Source organism: Streptomyces sp. NPDC031418 (assembly GCF_055581605.1).
The window spans coordinates 179,553-197,578 of the sequence record NZ_JBVIJC010000004.1; the positions used below are offsets into that span (position 1 = coordinate 179,553).

11 protein-coding genes are annotated in these 18,026 nt (G+C 69.7%); 5 read left to right on the forward strand and 6 right to left on the reverse strand.

Annotated features, from left to right (window positions below; genetic code table 11):
* Window positions 1–16: 16 nt before the first annotated feature.
* The 3 genes from ACZ5CZ_RS06950 to ACZ5CZ_RS06960 form a co-directional block, all read right to left on the reverse strand.
* Complete coding sequence (locus ACZ5CZ_RS06950; protein WP_468939900.1) at window positions 17–1,573, reverse strand: alpha-L-arabinofuranosidase B; 1,557 nt, start codon at window positions 1,571–1,573, stop codon at window positions 17–19.
* A gap of 96 nt (window positions 1,574–1,669) precedes the next feature.
* Window positions 1,670–4,570 (reverse strand): glycosyl hydrolase family 95 catalytic domain-containing protein, encoded by a 2,901-nt coding sequence (locus ACZ5CZ_RS06955; RefSeq protein ID WP_468939903.1) that lies wholly within the window; start codon window positions 4,568–4,570, stop codon window positions 1,670–1,672.
* A gap of 175 nt (window positions 4,571–4,745) precedes the next feature.
* The gene (locus ACZ5CZ_RS06960; RefSeq protein ID WP_468939906.1) at window positions 4,746–7,538 is read right to left on the reverse strand and encodes a glycosyl hydrolase family 28 protein; all 2,793 of its coding nucleotides are present in this window, start codon (window positions 7,536–7,538) and stop codon (window positions 4,746–4,748) included.
* 338 nt (window positions 7,539–7,876) lie between these two features.
* Here ACZ5CZ_RS06960 and ACZ5CZ_RS06965 point away from each other — a divergent pair, with 338 nt between their 5' ends.
* The 5 genes from ACZ5CZ_RS06965 (at window position 7,877) to ACZ5CZ_RS06985 (ending at window position 15,282) form a co-directional block, all read left to right on the forward strand.
* A complete protein-coding gene (locus ACZ5CZ_RS06965) occupies window positions 7,877–8,887 on the forward strand; it encodes a LacI family DNA-binding transcriptional regulator (RefSeq protein WP_468939908.1) in 1,011 nt (336 codons plus the stop codon).
* Window positions 8,888–8,955: 68 nt separating this feature from the next.
* Window positions 8,956–11,946, forward strand: a complete 2,991-nt coding sequence (locus tag ACZ5CZ_RS06970; RefSeq protein ID WP_468939911.1) for a glycoside hydrolase family 2 TIM barrel-domain containing protein — start codon at window positions 8,956–8,958, stop codon at window positions 11,944–11,946.
* A gap of 67 nt (window positions 11,947–12,013) precedes the next feature.
* Complete coding sequence (locus tag ACZ5CZ_RS06975; protein ID WP_385845956.1) at window positions 12,014–13,324, forward strand: ABC transporter substrate-binding protein; 1,311 nt, start codon at window positions 12,014–12,016, stop codon at window positions 13,322–13,324.
* 99 nt (window positions 13,325–13,423) lie between these two features.
* Window positions 13,424–14,407 (forward strand): carbohydrate ABC transporter permease, encoded by a 984-nt coding sequence (locus ACZ5CZ_RS06980; RefSeq protein ID WP_467544263.1) that lies wholly within the window; start codon window positions 13,424–13,426, stop codon window positions 14,405–14,407.
* A complete protein-coding gene (locus tag ACZ5CZ_RS06985) occupies window positions 14,404–15,282 on the forward strand; it encodes a carbohydrate ABC transporter permease (RefSeq protein WP_468939914.1) in 879 nt (292 codons plus the stop codon). Before ACZ5CZ_RS06980 ends, ACZ5CZ_RS06985 begins: the two co-directional genes overlap by 4 nt.
* Before the next feature lie 81 nt (window positions 15,283–15,363).
* Here the strand turns inward: ACZ5CZ_RS06985 and ACZ5CZ_RS06990 are convergent, their stop codons facing one another.
* The 3 genes from ACZ5CZ_RS06990 to ACZ5CZ_RS07000 all read right to left on the reverse strand — a co-directional run bounded on the left by ACZ5CZ_RS06990 (window position 15,364) and on the right by ACZ5CZ_RS07000 (window position 17,977).
* On the reverse strand, window positions 15,364–15,888 hold the full coding sequence (locus ACZ5CZ_RS06990) for a peptidylprolyl isomerase (RefSeq protein ID WP_385845959.1): 525 nt from the start codon (window positions 15,886–15,888) through the stop codon (window positions 15,364–15,366).
* Between the two features lie 498 nt (window positions 15,889–16,386).
* A complete protein-coding gene (locus ACZ5CZ_RS06995) occupies window positions 16,387–17,448 on the reverse strand; it encodes a YihY/virulence factor BrkB family protein (RefSeq protein ID WP_467544268.1) in 1,062 nt (353 codons plus the stop codon).
* 28 nt (window positions 17,449–17,476) lie between these two features.
* Window positions 17,477–17,977, reverse strand: coding sequence for a GNAT family N-acetyltransferase (locus tag ACZ5CZ_RS07000; RefSeq protein ID WP_468939917.1), 501 nt, complete (start codon window positions 17,975–17,977; stop codon window positions 17,477–17,479).
* Window positions 17,978–18,026: the final 49 nt, after the last annotated feature.

Here is an 18,026-nt window from a genome sequence, read left to right on the forward strand (position 1 = left end):
GCGTGCCGGAGGCTCGTCAGCTCCAGGGAGATGCGGCGAGCCAGCTGGTGTCCTGGGCCCACGACGACGACGTGTCCCAGGCGTTGGTACCGCCGTTGCTCGCGATGTAGCCGGTGAAGCGGTAGTGGCGGATGTACCTGGCCGGGTAGTTGAAGGACTGCAAGGAATAACCCGTTCCGCTGTTCCCCGGCTTGGGGCAGAACGTGGCGTCGGCGGCGAACTGGCTGGTGCCGGCGTCGGGCTGGAGGTGGAGCTGGAACGCGTAGTGCCTGAGGTAACGGCCGGGTGCGTCGGCCGACTCGAAGGAGACGCAGCTGCTGTCGGCCAGGCCGGCGCGGACGATCCAGGTGGCGTTGCCCTTGTCGGTGACCGAACTGCTGGAGGTCACCGGCGCGATCACGACGTTGTCGTCGCTGGTGTCGTGCTTGAGGTAGTCGCCGGTGCAGCAGGAGGTGGTGGCCCGCAGCGACACCTTCGCGCCCGGGGTGAAGGGGGTGGTGGTGTCGGTGCTGTAGCCGGCCGCGGCGATGTTGGCCTGGACCGCGGCGTCGGTGGCGTCGGAGGGGTAGCCCTTGACCATGGCGCCCTCGTAGAAGGTGCCCGCGCTCGCGTTGCGGTTGGTCTGGCAGCAGTCGCCGCCGCTGCCGAGGATGATGGCGCCCTGCTTGTGCATCGGGTTGTAGCCGGTGGGCAGTGCGCCGCTGTAGAGCTGGGTCAGGCTTCCGGACTGGGCGTCGGCGGCGTTGAGTGCCATCCGGGTGGTGCCGTCGTTCTTGAGCATCGCGGTGACGAAGCGGCTGGTCTGGGAGACCTGGTGGGGGTTCCACGTCTTGCTGCCGCCGGAGAACAGGCCGTTCTCCAGGTCCGCCTGCACCCACGGCCCGGTCCCGCTACAGCCGCCGAACCAGCATTCCGTGCCGAAGTTGATCGCGTCCATGGCGCCGTTGCCGTCGGCCTTGTGGTCGGTCTCGGTGTTGCCGTAGTCGAAGCAGCAGCCGTTGTTGACGTGCGTGCCGCTGGTGACCATGTACGCGCCCTCGGGCGAGCTGCCGGTCGGCACGCCCCCGGTGGAGTTGTACGCGAAGTAGCTGTTGCCGGGGCTGATGTACAGCGCGTAGGCCTTCCGGCCGCCCACGCCGAGCGCTTCGGTGGTCGCGGTGGCCGCGGTGTCGGCGCCGCCGGTCCCGCCGGGTCCCTGGTAGACCAGGGTGTTGCCGCCGCCGGTCTGGTCGTAGACACGGGTGATGGTGCAGGTGGTGCCCGCGCAGAACGAGTCCTGGGCCGCCGCGTCGGCGACACCTCCGGCGGACAGCACCCCGATGTTCTGCACCGTGTTGTCCGACGCCCGCTGCACCTGGTAGAGCGGGCCGTTGTAGGCGGCGAACAGCGCGCGGGTGGTGCTGTGCGCCGCCACGCACGGCGTGCCGCCCGCCGCGTAGATGTCGCAGGGTCCCTGCGTGGCGGCCTGCGCGGCGCCGCTGAAGGCGCCGAGGCCGGCGAAGGCGAGCGCCACCGCGGCCAGGCAGACAACCACCCCCTGGCGCAGTCGTCGAAGCGTGATCAGCACAGGCACAGTGAACTCCCTTGTTCGTCGCTGCGGGTACGGCAACCCGGTCACTGGATCGTCCAGGTCCGGTCTGTCGCTATGTGTCAACGCACGGGTGCACCGTCACAGCCCCACTGGCTGCCATTCCTGGTTGGAGCCGCCGTTGGCGGGCCACTGGATGACCTTGGCGCCGTCGGCGGTGGAGCCGCTCTGCACGTCTGCGCACAGGCCGCTCCTGACGTTGACGAGGCGGTAGTAGCCGCTGGTGGCCGCCGGCACGAGCTTCCACCACTGGAGGGTGCCGTTGGTGTCCGACGACTGGTCCAGGGCTGTGCCGGCGCTGGTGGAGCCGCCCGGGACGTCGAGCAGCTTGCCGCTGTGGACGTTGGAGAGGCGGAACGAGCCGTCGTAGTCGGGGAGCAGTTTCCACTGCTGGTTCGCGCCGCCGGACCACGTGTACTGGATGACGGGCCCGCCGTCGGAGGTGGAGGCGCCGGAGACGTCCAGGACCTTGCCGCTCTTGCGGTTGACCAGCTTGAAGGGGCCGGTCAGCAGGCCGATCGTGATCGTGGTTTTCGTGCCGGCGGTCAGCGACACGGTGCGGGCGTGGTTGCCCAGCGACGACGTGGTGACGCTCGCGCCGGTGCTGATGGATGTGATGCCGCGCCGGCAGATGAAGGTGATGTCCTGGTCGATGGCGGAGGTGAGGGTGACGGTGGCGGTGCGGGCCGCCGCCGTGTCCCAGGACAGCGACTGGATGGTGATCCGGTTGCGGCCGCGGACGCCGTTGACGGTGCCTTTCGGGAGCTGGTCGGGGAGGGCGGGGAGGATCTCGAGGACACCGGGGCGGGTGTAGACGAGTGCTTCACCGAGGACGGCGGGGATGGTGTTGGCGGCGTCGCAGTTGTAGGTGGTCAGGTCCGGGTTGTGGGAGGTCATCAGAGACCGCCACACCATGTTCTTGCCGTAGATCTTCAGCAGGTTGGCGTAGACGCCGGGGCCGTCCTTCAGGCGGGCGCGGGCCAGCGCCCGGTGGAGGCTGCCGTGGGCGGAGTAGTTCTGGTCGCCTCGCTTGTCCAGGGCGGTGCGGGCGTACTGGACCAGGTCGGGCTTGTCCTCGGGGTTGATCTCGTGCAGCGGCCAGGCACCGTACAGGTGCTGGGCGTGCCGGTGGTCGTAGCGGTCGGTCAGGCCCGGCCAGGACCACTCGGCGAGCGCCCCGTCGCTGTTGACGGTGTAGTCGGGCAGCTTGGCGAGCAGGGCGGTCCAGCGTTGCACGCCCTGGCCGCTGCCCTGCTCCAGGCCGAGAATGGTGGCCGCGTCGATCGCGGTCTGGAGCGCGTGCCGGCCGGCCATGATGTCGCCGGTGGCGTTGATGGAGAACGCCTGGCCGGTGCTGGTGGGGGTGTTCTCCATGGAGTAGGAGGGGACGAAGACGGCCTTGCCGCGGGAGTCGGTGCGGGTGAGGAAGTCCTCGTAGAACAGGGCCAGTTCCATCAGGGCGGGGCCGAGCTTGTTCTTCAGGAAGGCGCTGTCGCCGGTGACCTGGTAGTACTCCAGAAGCGGGTGGAGCAGCCAGTCGGCGCCGCCGGTCCAGGCCTCGCCGGGGAAGCTGCCGCTGTTGAAGTGCAGCATGTGCCCGTACTCGCCGTCGGTCCGGGACGGGGCGAGGAAGCCGCGGGCGCCGTAGAGGTTGGTGGCGTTGTCGCGCCAGTGGGCGAGCTGGCCGAGGATGAGGTCGAAGTAGCCCTGCATGGCGTCGGTGAGGTCGAGGATGTTGCCGCCGGCGACCTGGAGGTTGATGTTGGCGTCGGTGGTGAAGTCGTCGGCCCAGGAGCCGTTCCAGGTGCCGGTCCAGATGCCGGTCAGGCGTGGTGGCAGGACCCCGCTGGAGCTGATGAAGAGGTAGCGGCCGGAGTCGTACATCCGCTCCAGCAGTGCGACGTCGATGGCGGACGCGTTGCCGTTCTGGCGGGCTATGAGTTCGCTGGTGGCCAGCCGGCGGTCGGCGGCGGGGACGTCGAGGTCGAGGCTGGAGCGGTCGTACATGGCCTGGTGTCTGGGGGCGTGGCGGCCCAGGAGGGTGGCGTAGTCGGCCGTCAGCGCGGCGAGGGCGGTCTGCAAGGGCCGGCTGTTCCAGCCGGTGGAGGTCTCGTACCGGGCGAGCTTGGTCAGCAGCAGCACCTTGGTGGCCTTGGCGACCACCAGGGTCTGTCCGTCGGCGGTGACGGAGGAGCCGCTGCCGGAGACGACGACGCGGGTGGCGCCCTCGTAGCCGTAGGCACCGCCGGAGGGGTAGGTGCCGCGCAGGTTCAGGTAGCCGTCGCCGTTGGTGACGGTGGCGGTGGTGGAGAAGGACACACTGGTCGGCACGCCTGTGAGAGCGGTGTTGACGCTGATGGTGGTGTCCACGGTGCGGCCGGTGGCGGGCAGCAGCTCGTGCACGATGACCTGGTCGGCGCGGGAGACGAAGACATGGCGCTTCCAGGTGCCGTACGGGTCGGTCCAGGTGTGGGTGATCTCTCCGGTGCGGAAGTCGGTGATGCGGGCGAAGTCGTTGACGGTGGTCATGCCCGGGGTGCTGAGCTGGAGTTCGTAGCCGGGGTGGAAGGTCTGGGTCCAGCGCAGGCTCCAGCCGTGGGCGAAGGTGGCGGAGGCATCGGAGTAATTACCGGCCAGCGCCTGGTCCCGGGCGGTCTCGAGATACGGCGCGATCACCGGGGGCATGACGTTCCGGCTGCCGTTGGGCAGCACGAACCGGTGATGATTGAAAATCATCTTCTCGAGCGTCGGCGCCCCGTAGTAGACGGCCCCGTACTCGCCGTTTCCGCTCAGGAACCCGTCGGTCCAGGCCGAGGCGGTGTCGTTGTCCCAGATGCCGCGGTCGGGGAGGGTGACCTGGGGCGGTACGGCGGCCGCAGCCCGGTCGGCCAGGACGAGGCCGGGCAGGGCCGTGGCGCCGGCGGCGAGGGCGGCCGCGGTGAGGAAGCGCCGGCGGTTGAGGGGAAGGCCGTGCAGTGACATGGGGGGACTCCGTTGTCGGACGGTGAGTACCACGGGGACCAGGGGTGCCACCGGTGCGGGTGCGGTGGCGGACAACAGCGCTCTGTCGGACATGCGGTGGCTGGATCGGCCGTCGACGGCGGACCCGGACGGCTGAGGCCGGCCCGCCCCGCGGGGACGGACCGGCCTCGGGTGGCTACGGGGTCACGGTCATTCCGGGCGCCATCTCGGCGGTCCCGTGGGTGAGCTTTCCGGAGCCGGTGGCGCCTTCGGAGCTGACGAAGCGCAGCTCGTGGTTGGTGCCCCCGGCGTTGCAGACGGCGAGCAGGAGCGTGGACCGGTTGGCCGCGTAGGCGTCCTGGACGAAGGAGGTGATGTCGACGGTGATGTCGCGGCCGTCGACGGCGTTGTCCTGGTGGGTTCCGCCGCCCTCCGGGATGACGGTCGAACCGAGCGTGAAGGTGGCCGACGTGGCGACGGAGGAGGTCGTGGCGGTGAAGCTCGGCCGGTTCTGCCAGGTCATGGTGGTGACCGGGCAGGATGTGCCGCCGCCGGTGCAGGTGGTGTCGCTGACGGGTTGTACGAGGAGTTGGTCGGTGTCGGTCGACGGCACCGTCGCATAGCGGTGGCCGACGTAGGTGAGATGGAGTGTCGCCCGGCTCGGTGCCCTGGTGAGGCCGGCGAGGGGGAACTGGATGTAGGTGAGCTTTCCGTCCCCGGATCCCGTGGTGTACTGCTCGCCCATCAGGCCGGCCCCGGTGTTGCGCGTGACGAGGGTCAGGTCCGCGGAGTTGTTCGTGGTCTGGTCGCCCGTCCACGCACCCACCCAGGTGTCACCGCTGGTGAGGGCGCCGGCCTTGACGTTCTGGGTCTGGCCGTTCGCGTCCGTGTAGGTGGCGGTCAGCGTGCCGATGCCACTCGTCGTCAGCGGAAGCTGGCCGGTGTATTCGACGAGCCGGCCGGCGACACGGATGTTGTTCAGGGTCACGTTCGTGGCGCCGTTCAGCGTGCTGCTCGTGTTCTGCTGCGAGAACCACACGTTGTCCAGGTCGAAGGTGCCGATCGGGGCCCTGGTGTACGTGTACGTGGTGCCCGACCCGTCGGGGTTGGGGGCGTACCCGTAGGTCGCCTGCTGGTCGGCGGTGATGGTCTGGGTGGATCCGTTGCCGCCGTTGAGCCCGATCGGTCCCTGGGTGAACCGGGAGGTGTCGATCGAGCTGTTCTTCACCACGATGCTCTGGATGCGCGGGTACGGGTTGGGGCTGTTGTGCGTGAAGATGCCGCCGGCCGCCGGCGACACGGAGTTGAAGTTGTCGAAGGTGTAGTTCGTCAGCCGGTACCCGTACGAACTCCATCCGATCCGGATCGCGTTGCCGGCGGCGACCGACCAGTTCAGCGTGTTGCTGACCGAGATGTTCTTCGAGTCCTCGTGGTCCCAGTGGTAGGAGTCGAACCCGAGATCGTCGGCGACGGCGTCGTGGGCGGCCACCGCGTTGACATAGCCCTGGACGTCGGCGCTGGAGGTGCCGAGCTGGAAGTTGGTCCACACGCCGGAGGCCAGGGGGGCGAATCCGTCGCTGGGGTTGTAGTGGCCGGAGGCGAACGCGTCGTCGTTGCCGAGGGTGAAGACGCCGTTGGCGGTGATGTCCTGGCCGCTCGCGAAGTCCGTCCCGTCGATCCACGGCTGGCGGTACGGGGTGAGGGCCTTGATGTTGTTGAACGTCACCCTGTTGGCCGTGTGGGTCTCGTAGTTCCACTGCTTCGCGTTGCGCTCGTAGGTGTCGTTGAACGTGATGTCCGACGAGTGCATGACCATGACGCCGCCCTGGTGCTGGCTGCGGTAGGCGTCGTGCGAGTCACTGCGGTAGTTCGCCACGCCGTTACCGTCGAAGACGCCGCGGCCGTCGATCTCGATGTTGCTGGAGTTGATGATCCCGATCGCCGGCTCGAACGCCTCCATGTACGCCTGGACGCGGTTCTTCAGCAGGGCCCCTTCGGCGGTGTAGATCTTCAGCTTGCCGCCCTTGAGCTTGCTGCCGTCCAGGCCGTTGACCAGGAGACCGGACCACACATACGTGCCGTTCGGGAAGTAGAGCGTGTTGAGCGCCGTGGGGTGGGCTTTGATGGTGTCGAGGGCGGCCTGAAGGGCGTAGGTGACGTCGTCGGCGGCCATCACCCGCACATTCGGGTACCGCACATTGACGCTGCTCGCGCTCACCAGGCTCCCGGCCGAGGTCTTCTGACCGGCGGGGACGGAGGTGCCGTCGACGGTCTTGCCGGCCATGGAGCTGGTCGTCGCGGCGGGAGCCTTCTGGGCCGCGCTGTTCGGGTGCGCCGCGAGGTACTTCGCGGCGAACTCCTGGAAGTTGAGGACACCGGTCTGCATGTTGACGCCGGAACCGTCCGGTGCGCTCGTGGTGTCCGGGCGCTGCGCCGGGTCCTCCAGAGGGTCGTCGACGACCGCCAGGTACGGCTGTCCCGTGGCGTTGGTCGAGTCGCCGTTCACCATCACGATCGCCTGGTTCAACCCGGCGGCGGCTGACATCCGGAACGTCAGGGTGTGCTTGTCCGTGCTCACCGAGACGCTGCCGACGGGGTAGTAGCGCGCCGGGTAGACGTTCACCGTGTCGATCGTGGTGCCGGGCAGCGTGACCGTGATCGTCGGTGTCCGGGAGTCCGAGGCGAAGCGGGCGATGTCGAAGTTGTGGCCGTTCTCGGTGTACTGGACAGCCTGGACGGGCGTGCCGGCCACCTGCACCTGGTACTTGGTGGACGCCACGTCCGGGGACGTCGTCGTACCGCCTCCCACTCCCGTCGGTGCGTAGGTGTGGACGGTGGTGGCGGCGTGGGCGGGGACGACGCCGGTGAGCAGGAGGCTCGCCGCCGCGATGACGGCGCCGGCGGCGGCCGCGAGGAAGCGCATCACGCGCGAGGCGCGTCGCGCCGGGGCGGGGTTCGGGTCGACGTCGCCGCCGGCCGGTCTGGTCATGTCTGTCATCTCCTCAGGACGAGACCCCTCCAGGCCTGTTCAGGCACTCGCCGCCTGCTGGAGAGGGCGCGGAGCATGCGCGAAACCGGCGCCACTACGTGGACCGATCCAAGGGATCGGCGTGGCGGGGACGTTACTGCCGTATTTCTGGAGGCGTCAATGCTCCGTGCGCCGCAACTCGTTGAAAGCCGCCGTAACTTGCCCGGCGCGCCCTCACCGTGCGCCGTAACGGCTGAATTACGGCCATGGTGCGAGGACTTGCCCTGCTGCGACAGCCGCCCTACGCTGACGCCACTTTCGTGGATCGATAAATGTTTCGGGGAGCCTACGTGGTGACAATGGCGGATGTAGCCGCGAGGGCGGGGGTCACCAAACAGACCGTCTCCAACGTGGTCTCCGGTAAGAAGGTGCGGCCGGAGACCCTGGCGAAGGTGAACAAGGCGATCGCCGAACTCGGTTACAAGCCGAACCTGGTGGCGCGCTCACTGCGCACCGGCAGCACGTCGACGGTGGGCCTGTTCGTGCCGTCGGTGGCCAACGCCTTCTATTCGGAGGTGGTCGAGGAGGTGGAGAACCTCCTGGTCGGCCACGGATACAACCTGCTGCTCGCCACGACCCGCGACGATCCCGACTACACCCGGGCCCACCTGGAGAACCTCACGGCCCGCTCGGTGGACGCCCTGCTGGTCGCCGGGGACAACGGCGTCGAACAGCAACTGCCGATGCTCGCCGCGGCCAGCTTCCCGGTCGCGCTGTTCGCCTGGGAGGGCGACCCGCCGACCACCCTCCCGGTGGTGTCCATCGACTACCAGCACGCGGGCTTTCTGGCCGGGTGCCACCTGCGGGATCTCGGCCACCGGAATGTCGCGGTGATCGCCGACCTCCCCGCGCACACACCGCGCGTCGTGGGCTTGCGCCGGGCGTTCGCCGCCGACGGGCTGGACGACCGCAAGGTGTTCGCCTGCACCAGCGACGACGCCGCAGGCGGGTTCGCCGCGGCCTGCGCGGCGCTGGAGGCGGATCCGGAGCTGACGGCGATCTTCGCCACCCATGACGTCCTGGCCGTCGGTGCCGTCGAGGCGGTGGTCCGGTCCGGGCGGCGGGTCCCCGAGGACGTCAGCGTCGTCGGCTTCGACGACATCGCCCAGGTCGGGCGGATCCGACCGGCGCTGACCACGGTCACCTTCCCCAAACGAGAGATGGCCCAGCAGGCCGTGGAACTCCTGCTGCGAGCCGTCGACTCCGGCCGGCCGCCGACCAACGCCGTCACGCTGCTGCGCCCGACGCTGACCGTGCGGGACAGCAGCGGCCCCGCCCGGGGCGACCGTGTGCCGCCCGGCACCGCCTGACCTGCCACGGCACACCCCATGAGCCGTCGGCGCAGTCCTTCCCAGCCGGTTCCCGCCACCACGGGGGCATGTCGAGAGGAAACACCTTCACCGTGAACGGCCTCGACCCCAACGCCTACGTCGAAGACCGGTCGCCGGGCACCGGACGGCTGCGCCCGCGCGCCGCGTTCGCTTCCGACCTGCCCACGATCTCGCTCGACGGCACCTGGAGATTCCGGCTGGCGTCGGGGGTGGACGACCTCGCCGGGGACTTCGCCGCGCCGGACTTCGACGACGCCGCCTGGGACCTGCTCGCCGTGCCGTCCTGCTGGCAGATGACCGGTCTGCCCGGCGAACCGCGCTACGGCGCCCCGGCCTACACCAACATCCTGTACCCGTTCCCGGTCGACCCGCCACGCGTGCCCCGGCGGAACCCGACCGGTGAGTACCGCCGTGTGTTCGAGGTTCCGGACGGGTTCCCGGCGGCGGCTGCGGTGCTCCGGTTCGAGGGCGTCGACTCCGCGTTCGCGGTGTGGCTCAACGGGATCCGGCTCGGCGACGGCAAGGGCAGCCGCCTGACCACCGAGTTCGACGTCTCCGGCAGTCTGCGGCCCGGCCGGAACGTACTCGCGGTCCGCGTGCACCAGTGGTCGTCCGGCAGCTACCTGGAAGACCAGGACATGTGGTGGCTGTCCGGGATCTTCCGGTCGGTGACCGTGGCCGCCCGCGGTGTCGAGGACTTCTTCGTCCACGCCGCCTACGACCACACGACCGGGCAGGGCACCCTGTCCGTCGAGGTCACCGCCCCCACCCCGGTATCCCTGTCGGTGCCCGAGCTCGGCATATCCGCCGCCGATCCGGCCGGCCCGCATCTGATCGACGGCGTCGAGCCCTGGTCGGACGAGCAACCTCGGCTGTACACGGGTGAATTGGTCTCCGAAGCCGGGGAGCGGATACCGCTGCGCATCGGCTTCCGCTCCGTGGCCGTCGTGGACGGCGTCCTGACCGTGAACGGCAGGCCGATCTCCCTGCGGGGCGTCAACCGCCACGAATGGCATCCGCTGACGGGACGGACCCTGACCGAGGACACCATGCTGACCGACGTGCTGCTCATGAAGCAGCACAACATCAACGCGGTGCGCACCAGCCACTACCCGCCCGACCACCGCTTCCTGGACCTGTGCGACGAGCACGGCCTGTGGGTGTTCTGCGAGGGCGACCTGGAGACGCACGGCTTCGAACCCGGCGGCTGGCGGCGCAATCCCAGCGACGACCCCGCGTGGCGCGAGGCCTACCTGGACCGGGCCGCGCGGCTGGTGGAGCGCGACAAGAACCGCCCTTCGGTCATCGTCTGGTCGCTGGGCAACGAGTCCGGCACCGGAGCCAACCTGGCCGCCGCGGCTGCGTGGATCCGGCAGCGCGACGACAGCCGCCTGATCCACTACGAGGGCGACCACGCGAGCTGCGCGTACGTCGACCTGTACTCCCGCATGTACATCGGTGTGGACGAGCTGGCCGCCGTAGGACGCGGCCAGGAGGCACCGACGGCCGATCCGGCCGACGACGCACACCGCCGCGCCCTGCCGGCCGTGCTGTGCGAGTACGGCCACGCGATGGGCACCGGCCCCGGCGGGCTGTCCGAGTACCAGCAGGTCATCGAGGCACATCCGCGCCTGGCCGGTGGATTCGTCTGGGAGTGGATCGACCACGGGATCGCCCGGCGCACCGGGCAGGAGGACTCCCCCTCGTTCTACGCCTACGGCGGAGACTTCGGCGAGGAGGTCCACGACGGCAATTTCGTCGCCGACGGGCTGCTGTTCCCCGACCGCACGCCGTCGCCGGGCCTGGTCGAGTACAAGAAGGTCATCGAACCGGTCCGGATCCACATCGACCCGGCGGCCGGGCGGATCCGTGTGCAGAACCTGCACCATGTCCGCGACAGCGGCTACCTGGACTTCCGGTGGACCGTGGAGGACGGCGGCGAGCCGGTGGGCTCCGGCGACCTGACCGTGCCCGCGACCGCTCCGGGTACGACGACCACTGTCGCATGGCCCGCCGAGGTCACCGCCGCGCTCGACGCGGCGCGCAAGAACGACTCCGGCCACGAGGTGTGGCTGACCGTGACCGCGGTGCTCGCCGCCGACGAGACCTGGGCCGCGGCCGGTCACGAGATCGCCTGGGCCCAGGGGCTGGTCGTGGCCCCGGCCGCCTCGCCCGTCCCCTTCGCGCCGGTGCCGGCTTTCGCCCATGAGGGGTACATCGCCCTGGGTCCCGCGCGGTTCGACGCCCGCACGGGGGTGCTGATCCGGCTCGGCGACCTGGACCTCGACGGTCCGAGGCTGGACATCTGGCGGGCCCCGATCGACAACGACCTGCTCAACGCCTTCGGCGAGCCGCTGTCCGACGCCTGGTTCGCCGCCGGACTGCACCGGATGCGCCACGATGTGCTGGGTGTCGAGCCCGACGCGTCGGGACTGACGGTCACCGCCCGGCTGGCCGCCGCCGGGTCCTCCTCCGGGCTCGGCGTGGTCTACCGCTGGTCGGCCTGCGACACACCGCACGCGGGCCGGGCGCGGCTCCGGCTGGACGCCGTCGTCACCCCCGACGGCCCATGGCCGGTGCCGCTGCCCCGGCTGGGGGTCGCGATGTCGCTGCCCGGCACCGACGCCGACGTCGAGTGGTTCGGTCCCGGTCCCGGTGAGGCGTACCGCGACTTCCGCGCCGCGGCTCGCGTCGGCCGCCATCTGTCGACCGTCTCGGCGATGCAGACCCCTCAGGTCCGCCCGCAGGAGAACGGCAACCGGCACCAGGTCCGCCGCGCCAGGATCACCACCCCGGACGGCACCCTGCTCATCACCGGCGACCCGGTCATCGACCTGACCGTTCGCCCGTGGAGCACCGAAGCCCTGGCCGCCGCGACTCACCCGTACGACCTGGTCCGCGACGGCAGACTCCATCTGCACCTCGATCACGCCCACCACGGCCTGGGCAGCACGGCCTGCGGCCCGGGGCCGTCGGCACCGCACGTCCTGGCCGCGGTCCCCACCGCGTTCGGCATGGAGTTCGGCACCGGCCGGTAGACGGGCCCTGCCCGCCCGCCCACCGGTCATCCAGCAAGTCAGCCCTTGTCACAGAAGGTTGCCTCACATGAACAGCACCACCATACGCACCCGCAGACTCCTGACCATCACCACCGCGGCGCTCCTCGTCGCCGGCCTCGGCGCGTGCAGCAGCACCAAGAGCACCTCCGACGACTCGGAGAAGAGCCAGGCCGGCCCGGTGAACATGCAGTTCTGGGGCTGGGCTCCGTACGAGAAGATCGTCGACCAGTGGAACGCCTCCCACCCGAACACCAAGGTCACCTTCAAGAAGATCCCGTCGGGCGGCAAGGGCGGCTACACCCAGATCAGCAACGCGATCACCGCCGGCCAGGGCCCGTGCCTGGCCCAGATCGAGTACCAGACCATCCCGTCGATGCTCGTGAAGAACACGATCATGGACATCACGAAGTACGCGAGCGCCGACATGGCCAAGTACATCCCGTCGGCCGTCTCGGCCTCCAGCATCGGCGGCAAGATCTACGGCGTACCGGTGGACGTCGGCCCGATGGTCCTCTTCTACCGCAAGGACCTGTTCGCCAAGTACGGCATCACCAGGCCGCCGGCCACCTGGGACCAGTACATGGCCGACGCCCAGAAGGTCGCCGCCGCCGATCCGAGCGTGAAGTTCGGCACCGCGCCCGGCGACGCCAACGATCTGGCGGCCTACAGCCTCCAGACCGGCCAGTCCTGGTACTCGACCAAGGGCAGCAGCTGGACCGTCAGCATCGACAACCCCGGCACCCGTAAGGTCGCCGCCTTCTGGCAGGGCATGAAGGACAAGGGTCTGGTGACGAAGACGGGCAACGCCTGGGACCCGCAGTTCGACAAGGCCTCCGAAGCCGGCAAGGTGCTGACGTTCGTCAACGCGTCCTGGGCCTCCTACGGCCTGAAGTCGGACCTGAAGGACCAGGCCGGCAAGTGGCGGGTCGCCCCGATGCCGACCTGGAAGGCCGGCGACGGCACGAGCGCCAGCAACGGCGGCTCGGCCACCTCGGTGATGACCGGGTGCAAGACGCCCCGCGAAGCCGCGCAGTTCGCCGCGTTCCTGTCCAGCGACCCGCAGGCCGTGAAGGCGGGGATCGAGGGCGGCCTGTACCCGGCGTCGAAGGCCGGACAGGACGACGCGTCGCTCACGGGGGGTGACCCGTTCTTCGGCGGCCAGAAGGTCGGCGACCTGTACAAGACCTCCGCCGCGCAGGTCCCCACCACCTGGACCAACGGTCCGACCTACCAGCAGGTCGAGACGGACTTCACCGGTGCCATCGGCTCCGGCACCTATCCGGACGCGGTCACCAAGGTCCAGGCCTCGACGGTCGCCGCGATCAAGAAGCTCGGACTGTCCGTCACCAACGGCTGAGGCAGCGGCACTTCAGCCGCCCCAAGGGTTCCCGCGGCCGCCCGTACCCGGCGCCGCGGGAGCCCGCTCCCCGACGACGAACCGCCCAGCGAGGTTTCCATGAGCAGTCCCAGCAGCGCCCGGACCGCGTCGCCGCCGCGGCCGGTGCCCGCGGTCACCCCCCGCGTCTCCCCCGCCGGCCGGCCTCGGCGCGGCACCGGTCGCCGTACCGCGTTGACCGCGTCGGGTTTCCTGGCGCCGTTCGCGGTGCTCTTCCTGACCATGATGGTCGCGCCGATCTGTTACGCCATCTACCAGAGCTTTTTCACCGTCCACCGCGCGGGGCTGTTCGGCGGTACGCAGTCCACGGAGTTCGCGGGACTGTCCAACTACGCCGATGCCTTCGGCGACCACGACTTCATCGCGTCGATCGTCCGGGTCGTGCTGCTGGGCTGCGTCCAGGTCCCGGTCATGCTCGGCCTCGCCCTCCTGCTCGCGCTGCTGCTGGACTCCCGCTCGGCCCGGCTGCGGAAGACCTTCCGGCTCGCGTTCTTCCTGCCTTACGCGCTGCCGGGTGCGATCGCCGCGGTGATGTGGTCCTTCCTCCTGGCGAAGAGCCTGTCGCCGTTCACCGGGCCGCTGTCCCGCATCGGGATCGACGTCGACTTCCTGTCGCCGTCGTGGGTACCGGTCTCGATCGGGAACATGATCACGTGGGGCTGGACCGGCTACAACATGCTGATCATCTATTCCGCGTTGCAGACGCTCCCCGCCGAGGTGATGGAGGCCGCCGCGCTCGACGGCTGCACCGGATGGCGCCTGGCGTGGGCGGTGAAGATCCCGCTGGTGCGTCCCGCGCTCGTGCTGACCACGGTCTTCTCCATCATCGGGACGGCGCAGCTGTACACCGAGCCGGCGGTGCTGGTCGGCGCGCGCGTCCCGGGCGTCTCGCCGACGTTCTCCCCGATCATGAACACCACCCTGGGCATGGACACGGGCAACCAGAACCTGGCCGCCGCCCAGTCCGTCGTCCTCGCGCTGCTCACCCTCGTGCTCTCGTTCGGATTCCTCAAGTACACCCAGCGCAAGGGAGCGATGGCATGAGCGTGACCCGGGCCAGCCGACCGATCCGACCGGCCCCGCGCGGCACCGAGATCGCGAGCAAGGTCGCCGTCAACGGGGTGCTGGGCCTGATGGCCGTGTACACGCTGATCCCGCTGTGGTGGCTGTTCGTCTCCGCGACCAAGGGCTCGGGCTACCTGTACACCGGTGCGCCGCTGTGGTTCTCCCACTTCGACCTGCTCGCCAACGTCCGAACCGTGTTCAGCTTCGAGGGCGGCATCTTCTGCACCTGGCTCGCCAACAGCGCGCTGTACAGCCTCGTCGGCGCGTCCGTCAGCACCCTGCTGTCCGCGATGGCCGGCTACGCGCTGTCCAAGTTCAGCTTCCGCGGCCGGGAAGGCGTGTTCAACGTCATCCTCGCCTCGGTTCTCATCCCGGCGCCGATGTTCGCGCTGCCGCTGTTCCTGCTCATGGCCAAGCTCGACCTCACCAACTCCTACTGGTCGGTGCTGCTGCCCAGCTGTGTCAGCCCGTTCGGCGTCTACCTGTGCCGGATCTTCGCCGCGGCGTCCGTCCCGGACGAACTACTGGAGGCCGCACGGCTGGACGGAGCAGGCGAACAGCGCACCTTCTTCCAGGTCGCCCTGCCGCTGATGGCCCCGGCCCTGGTGACCGTCTTCCTGTTCCAGTTCGTCGGCATCTGGAACAACTACCTGCTGCCCTCGCTCATGCTCAACTCCTCCTCACTCCAGCCCGTCACGGTGGGCCTGGTGCAGTGGCGCTCGGAGTTCGCCAACGGCGTGCCGCCGCTGCTGTCGATCACCGGTGCGGCGCTGTCGCTGGTCCCGCTGCTCATCGCCTTCATCAGCCTCCAGCGATACTGGCGAAAGGGCCTGACCGCAGGCTCCCTCAAGTAACGCGTCCGCTGCCCGTGCAGTCGAACCCGCGGCGAAGCCGCACCGGAGCGTTCCGGTACGGCTTCGCCGCACCCCAGTCGATCAGGGCCGGCAGGACGGCCGGACGCTGAGCAGTTCGGTCCTCAGCGCGGGCGTGCCGTCGACAGGCGCGGGGTCCTGGCCGGTCGGCTCGATTCCGCCGGCAGCGATCTTGTCGAGCGTCTTCAGGCCGACGGCACCGACCGTGCCGAACACCGTGTAGTTCGGTCGCAGCGCGGAGTCGCCGTAGACGACGAAGAACTGCGAGCCGTTCGTGTTCGGCCCGGCGTTGGCCATCGCCAGCAGACCGCGCCCGTAGAGGCGACGGGTGCCGGTCGGATCGGTCGGTGCCGGCGGCAGGTCCACCGGCAGCTCGTCCTTGTACGCGTACCCCGGCCCACCCTCGCCGGTGCCGGTCGGATCGCCGCACTGGAGGACCTTCAGCGTCGGATACGCCGTCAGCCGATGGCACACCGTACGGTCGAAGAACCGGTGCCGCGCCAGGTGCAGAAAGCTCTGGACCGTGCACGGCGCCTTCGCCCGGTCCAGACGCAGCGGGAGCGGTCCCTGGCTGGTCCGGACAGCCACACCGACGGTGCCGCGGCTGGGGGTGTGCCCCGGGTCGGGCGGCAGGGGAACCGGCCGCGCCGCCGGCTCGTCCGGTGTCTCGGTGTACTGGCAAGGACCGTGCGTGGTTCGCGGCGGGGCATCGGAAGCGTAGGCGGTTGTGCCACCCCCGGACACGACCAACGCTGCTGCCGCCAGTGCGGTCGTGAGAGCTCGGTTCATCCTGCACACCCTCCAGAACATCGTCAGATCTCGGAGCGGTCGCAGTCTAGAGCGCGTCCCGGCGGCCGAGCACCCGTCCGCAAGCCACATCCGCTGCCGGCCCTGGGCTCGGCGCAGGGCACTTCGTTCGGATGCGGCACAACCCACTGTCAGGCGGTGGAGGGGAGAGCCGCCTGATCTCCGGCACGGCCCGTGGCCAGGGCCGGGCCGTCGACGCCGATGCCGGGGCGGTCCGCTGTGGGGGGGGGGTCGACAGCCGGCCGTACGAGGACTTGACCAGGACCGTCGGCGGCGTGTTCAGCCGCCGTCCAGGCGCCGTCGGTCGTCCTCGTCCCACTTCCGGGTGTCGCGGGGCTGGGTGTAGGGCTCGGTGTCGGGCGGGAGGCCGCCCGCGATGGCCCGCTGGCGGACGGTCTCCGCGTCGAACTCCAGGCCCAGCAGGATGGCCAGGTTGGTGATCCACAGCCACACGAGGAAGACGATGACGCCGGCCATGGTGCCGTAGGTCTTGTTGTAGGAGGCGAAGTTCGCGACGTAGAACGCGAACCCGGCCGAGGCGATCATCCAGATGACCAGGGCGAGCAGGCTGCCGGGCGTGATCCATTTGAAGCCCTTCACCTTGGCGTTCGGGCTCGCCCAGTACAGGATGGCGATCATGACGGTGACCAGGATGATCAGGACCGGCCACTTGGCGATCGACCATGCCGTCAGCGCCGCGTCACCGACACCCAGCGCGGCTCCTGCGCGGCGGGCGAGGCCGCCGGTGAACACCACGATCAGCGCGCTGGCCACCGCCAGCACCATCAGGACGATGGTCACGCCCAGCCGTACGGGAAGGATCTTCCACACCGGGCGGCCTTCCGGCATGTCGTAGACGGCGTTGGACGCGCGGATGAACGCGGCCACGTATCCGGAGGCCGACCACACCGCCAGTACGATGCCGACGACCGCCATGACGGAGCCGACCCCCGCGTTGTTCTGCAACTGCTCCACGGCCCGGGTGATGATGTCCCTGGCGGAGCCGGGGGCGAGCTTTCTGACGTTGGCCAGCAGGGCATCGGTCGTCGACCTGCCGGTGAGGCCCAGAAGTGACACCAGCACCAGCAGCGCCGGGAACAGCGCCAGCACGCCGTAGTACGTCAGGGCGGCGGCGCGGTCGGTCAGCTCGTCGTCCTTGAACTCCCGCAGCGCCCCCCTGAGCACACCGCGCCATGCGCCCTTGGGCAGCTTGGTCGGCGTATCGGGTGCCCGGCGCTCCACCTCGGGCGCGGGTCCGGCCTCCTCGGGCGCCACCCGGCGAGCCTGCGACTCGTCGCGGCTGTGGTGCGCTTCCCGCCCTGGAAGATGCAACTTCGCCATACCCGTCGGGTAACCCTCACGGCCCCGTCTACGCCCCCGGTCGTTCCACAGGGATACGGAATTCGAATTCGGGACGGTCCCACGGTACGGCGGGCGGGTTCGCGGGCGCGGTGCCGGTCCGCACCGCGCCGATGCGGTGGTAGAAATCCGCGGCGGGGAGATGCGACACGACCCTGACCCGGTCGAGCCCGGCGGCGCGGGCCTCGGCCTGCATGTGCGCGACGAGCAGCCGGCCGATGCCCCGTCCTTGCGCCTCGTCGGCGACGAACAACAGGTCCAGCTCCGGTGGAGCGAGGACGAGCGAGTAGAACCCGAGAACCCGGCCTCCCTGCTCGTCGGCGCCGACGGCCACGAAGGTGCGGTGGGCCTCGATGTAGTCGGGACCGACCCGGTAGCCCGCGACTGCGGACGCGTACATGCCCTCGTAGGCCCCTGAGCCGCGCACGAGCCGCGTGAGCCGTTTGGCGTCCCCTGCGACGGCCCTCCGTATGGTGACCGGCTGACTCGACCGGGACGTGCGTGAACCCATCGGGAGAGTATCCCGCACCGGGAGGAGCCTTCGTACGGCGGGGCGGCTG